The 4,604-nt window shown below is 57.8% G+C and carries 5 protein-coding genes; 4 read left to right on the plus strand and 1 reads right to left on the minus strand.

The genetic code is table 11. From position 1 onward, the window contains the following. Both AC13CN_RS01110 and AC13CN_RS01115 read left to right on the plus strand, forming a co-directional pair. Positions 1-196, plus strand: a 196-nt coding sequence (locus AC13CN_RS01110; RefSeq protein ID WP_483052959.1) for a hypothetical protein, incomplete at its 5' end; no start/stop codon positions are given. A 44-nt stretch (positions 197-240) separates the two neighbouring features. Beyond that, complete coding sequence (locus AC13CN_RS01115) at positions 241-2,061, plus strand: SEC-C metal-binding domain-containing protein (RefSeq protein WP_228219984.1); 1,821 nt, start codon at positions 241-243, stop codon at positions 2,059-2,061. Positions 2,062-2,079: 18 nt separating this feature from the next. Here the strand turns inward: AC13CN_RS01115 and AC13CN_RS01120 are convergent, their stop codons facing one another. Further along, positions 2,080-3,450, minus strand: coding sequence for an AmpG family muropeptide MFS transporter (locus AC13CN_RS01120; protein ID WP_228219983.1), 1,371 nt, complete (start codon positions 3,448-3,450; stop codon positions 2,080-2,082). A gap of 131 nt (positions 3,451-3,581) precedes the next feature. On the opposite strand from AC13CN_RS01120, the gene AC13CN_RS01125 reads away from it, so the two are divergent. Then, positions 3,582-4,100, plus strand: a complete 519-nt coding sequence (locus tag AC13CN_RS01125; protein WP_054641799.1) for an FKBP-type peptidyl-prolyl cis-trans isomerase — start codon at positions 3,582-3,584, stop codon at positions 4,098-4,100. A 158-nt stretch (positions 4,101-4,258) separates the two neighbouring features. Beyond that, complete coding sequence (gene ccoM, locus AC13CN_RS01130; RefSeq protein ID WP_279384657.1) at positions 4,259-4,384, plus strand: cytochrome c oxidase subunit CcoM; 126 nt, start codon at positions 4,259-4,261, stop codon at positions 4,382-4,384. Positions 4,385-4,604 lie beyond the last annotated feature (220 nt).

The raw sequence follows: 4,604 nt of genomic DNA on the forward strand, positions 1-4,604 counted from the left end.
CAACGGCTGTTTGCTCAAGGCCGAAGTGTTTTCTACCCCCTCTGGAGAAGAGCGCCAGACGCCGAGGCACGAATACCAGACTTGTTCACCTCCTCAGGAGGACTATGCCGATGACACGCCGGAAAATGGGGAGACCCTAGAAGCGATGACCGCTGCGGTAGCCCCGCCAGCCATGCTAGACTATTGCGCTTTTTAATCGGTTTTACAGATTTTATAGTCTTGAAGACAGTGGAGACGGCAATGCTGGCGGTATGGGTCGATCAACTGCTGGGATTTGCCTCTGGGGCACTCTCGGCAATCAGGCAGCAGGAACACTACCCCGATTTTATGACGTGGGTACGTGACAAAGGCGCGCAGGCGTTTAACGGCGATGTGGCCACCGCACAGGCGCTAGCGCCCATTTTATGGTCGCAAACTCCGCTAGAGCGGCTGGATTTTGCTAGCGAGCCCTTGGCAACACCTGGCCGCAACGAGCCGTGCTGGTGCGATTCCGGACGTAAATATAAGCAGTGCTGCTACCGCGTTAATTTCCCGACCGACATCCCTGAACAGATGATGTGGATGCTCTCGCTGCGCGAATGGAAGGGGGCCACGCTGAAGGCGGCGTTAGATAGCCAGCAGGCACCACCTCAAGCGCTGCTAGAAGCTGGGCTGATTGCCGCAGAGAGTGGTCAAACCGGCCGTTCCATGCAGATTCTTGAGTCGCTGTTTGATGGTAGCGACTGGTCGCGCCTGCCAGAGCAGGCTGAGCCAGCTTTTGAAATTCTGCTGGATATCTATCAAGAACGCGGCTTTACCCGCAAGCGTGCCGACCTGTTGGACGACGTGATGGAGCGCGGGCCGCTGTTTTTACGCGGCGTGGCCCTTGAGAGGCTGTGCTTGATGCACCTGGATAACGATGATTTAGATAGCGCCCGCGCGGCGTTTGTCAAAGCTCAGCAGGCGCTGCCCGATTCGCCAACGCTGGCCTACATTGAAGCCATGCTGCTACTCCATGAAGGCCATGAGAAAGAGGCCAAAGAGCGCGCTAATTTCTGGTATCGCCGGTTGGTGCGCCAAGGGGACCTGGATGAAGACCAGCTCGATTTTCTGGCCGCTCTGGCAGATAACCCCGGCGCAACGCTAGCCGACCAGCTCTTGAGTGCTGAAGAAGATATGGCGATGCCGCTGGTCTCGCTTCAGGCGCTGCTAGCGGCGCTGCCCGTTGCTCCCAAGCTTTCCATTGAGCAGGATGCTGAGACTGGCCGCCTGCACTACACCACTACCGCCCGTGAAGAGACGCTGTTTGCCGCGTGGCACGAGCAGTTCCAGGTCATGGTAGATGAAGAGGTGGCGCTGGGCTTCCGTGACGACCCCTGGGTCAATGCGATTGATTGGATGTCGGCGCTGTGCGCCCACCCGGAGTGGCTGGATGCGCCGCAAGTGGTGCAAGACCTAACGCTGGCGCTGACCAGCCGCTTCGGCAGCCTACCGTGGATGGCACCCAGTCTACTAGAGCCGTTAGCGCTGCGTCTTTCACGCTGGTTGGAACAGGCCCGCGCCGCAGGCGACGGCAGCCTGTGTTGGGACGATGTCGATAATGTCATGCTGCTGCGCACCGGCTTGGCGCTGGTTGTCGGCATGGAGCGTGGCGCTCGCCAACACTCCCGGGAGCTAGCCGAAGAGCTGCTGGCGATTGACCAAGAAGATAGCCTGGGCTTGAAAGAGCTGGTGCTTGATCAACTGCTGCGCGATGACCGCAACGAAGAGGCGCTGGCGCTGACTGAAGAGCCGCAAAAAGATGACGGCTCGCTGGTGTTAGGGTTGCTGATGGGGCGCACGCTGGCGCTTTACCGGTTAGGGCAGCAGGAGGCCGCCGAAGCGGCATTGGCGGAGGTGGTTGCCCACAACCGCCACGCGCTAGAACTGATTTGCGCGGAGAACCCAAGGCCCTCCATGCCTCATCCTGATGGGCAGGTTGACCCTGGCTCCCGAGCGGAAGCGTGGCAGTACCGTACGCTGATGCGCGACCAGTGGCGCACCACGCCAGGGGCGCTGGATTGGTTAGCCAGCCACCGCTGAGCTATTCGCTGACGGTTTTTAGCTGCCTGCCTCGGTAACTGGGGTAGGCACTAGCTGTTTATCTCGGCTTATCCAAATGGCCAGCAGAATGGCGGGTAAGCCGAGCACTGTGGCTACCACAAAGAAAGTGGCATAACCCTGAGCGCTCACCACGATCCCGCCAAACCCGCTCAGGAATTTCCCCGGTAGCGTCATCAGCGACGAAAACAGCGCGTACTGCGTGGCGGTATATGCCCGCGAGGTCAAGCTTGAAAGAAACGCGATAAACACCGCACTGGCCAGGCCGTTGGCTAGGTTATCGCCAATGATCGTGACTACCAGCATCGGCACCTGATTGCCGATTAGCGCAAGCACCGCAAACAGCAGGTTGGTGACCATCACTAGCCCCGCGCCGAAAATCAGCAGTGGGCCAATGCCGTAACGGGCCACCAGCAGCCCGCCTAGAATGCCTCCTGCAATGCTCATGGCAATCCCGAAAATATTGGTGACGTTGGCAATAGTTGCCAGTGAAAAGCCCAAGTCGATATAGAGCGGGTTGGCCATCGATGCCATGGCCAGGTCGCTGATACGGAATACGGCAATAAACACCAAAATGCCCATTGCCTTCACCCCATAGCGGCGGAAGAAGTCGGTAAACGGGCAAACAATCGCGCCAATCACCCAAGCGCCCAAGCGGCGCAGCGTTTTGGGCTTTCCACGGCTGGCGCGAATAAAGGCGCGCACTTTGGGTTCATGGATTAATTGCACGGTTAATGAGGCGCGCTTGGGTTCTGGGCGAATCAGTACGGTGATCACGCCAATGCTCACCAGGGCGGCCATGGTCAGGTAAGCCGCGTTCCACGATACCGCCGATGCCACATAAAGCGCACCGGCCCCCGCCGCTAGTAGCCCGCCGCGATAGCCAATAATGTAGGTGGAGGCCATGGCTGCTTGAACATCATCATCGGCGGATTCAATACGGTAAGCATCAATGGCGATATCTTGCGTGGCGGAGCCAAACGCCACCAATAGCGCAAAGGCGGCGACCCAGCCTAGGTTGTCGATTGGGTCTACTCCTGCGAGGCCAATGAGACCGGCGGCAATCATGCCCTGGGCCAACAGCATCCAGCCGCGTCGTTGTCCAAAGGCGCGGGTGAGCAGAGGCAGCGCGAGTCGGTCTACCACCGGTGCCCAGAAGAATTTGATGGAGTAGAGCATGCCGATCCAGGCAAAAAAACCGATGGCAGCTACTTCGACCCCGTCGCTACGTAGCCATGCGGAGAGCGTCGAAAACACCAGTAGAAAGGGCAGGCCAGCGGAAAAGCCTAAAAACAGCATGGTGATGACAGGCGCTTTGCAGTAAATACCAAGCGCCGCCAGCCAACTGCGCTGAGGAGTCGGGGTGGGCATGTAAGGGAGTACTCCAAAAAGAAACATCGGTGACGTGGGCCGCTCAAAAACCCGTCGATGTTAGACTATGGATAGGGTTCATGGTTGGCGTTCCATGACAAAGCCGACAGCTTACCGGAGAGGAGTTTTCCATGTCGATTACCGCCCATCAGGTAGTGACTCTGCACTACGTGCTTAGCGATGTGCTCAGCGATGGCAGCACCCGCGTGTTGGATGACTCCAACGCACGTCAGAAACCCCTGGAGTATCTTCACGGCCACGATAATATTTTGCCGGGCTTGGAGCGAGATTTAACCGGCAAAGCCGTAGGTGATGAACTAAGCGTCACGCTGGCTCCCGCTGATGCTTACGGCCTGCGTAACGAAGAGTTGGTGCAAGAGGTGAGTCGCGCGTCGTTTGGCGGTGCAGAGATTGAGCCAGGCAGCCGTTTTCAAACCGAAGGCGAGGCTGGCCCGCAGATCGTCACCGTGCTGAACATCGACGGCGATACCGTGACGGTGGATACCAACCACCCCTTGGCGGGCCATACGCTGCGCTATCAGGTGAAGATTCTAGACGTTCGCGATGCCACCCGTGCAGAGCTTGCTAAAGGCCATCCGCTGCCACCGGGCACCGAGCACAGCAAAGTGGAAGACCGTAAGGTGCTCTAAAAAAGCTGTTTTTATCGGGTGAAGCGCGTTAAAAACTGACCTGTATCAAGTTCCCGTTTACCCTTGCGGCCACCATTTTAAAAGCTTGACCCAGGTCAGTTTCCCCTTCTCTGAACGCAGTACGATGGCCCCATACATCACGGCGGGAGGGAAGCACCATGTACTGGGATGATGCGGTAATTTTCGGCCTAGTTACTGTCGCGCTAATGATCACCTTTATGGTTGGTTGGGTAGGCTTTGTGGTACGTGACCATTTGCGTAAGGATGAACGTAAGAAGCCTTAATTCAGCAGGCTGTGTCAGTCGTCAGGGGAGGGGGCTTACGTTAATGTGTAAGCTTCCTGTTGCCGGCCCAAGGGGCCGGCTTTTTTGTTTGCCCGGCGAAGCCGGCAAACCCGGCCATCTGAAAGAAGATGGCGTCACCCCGACTGAGGGGAAGACAATCCGACTGGCAAGGGCGTCACTGGCCAACGGTGGGGTCTGAAGGAAGCCATAGGAAGTTAAC

The organism is Vreelandella sp. L-25, assembly GCF_056857535.1.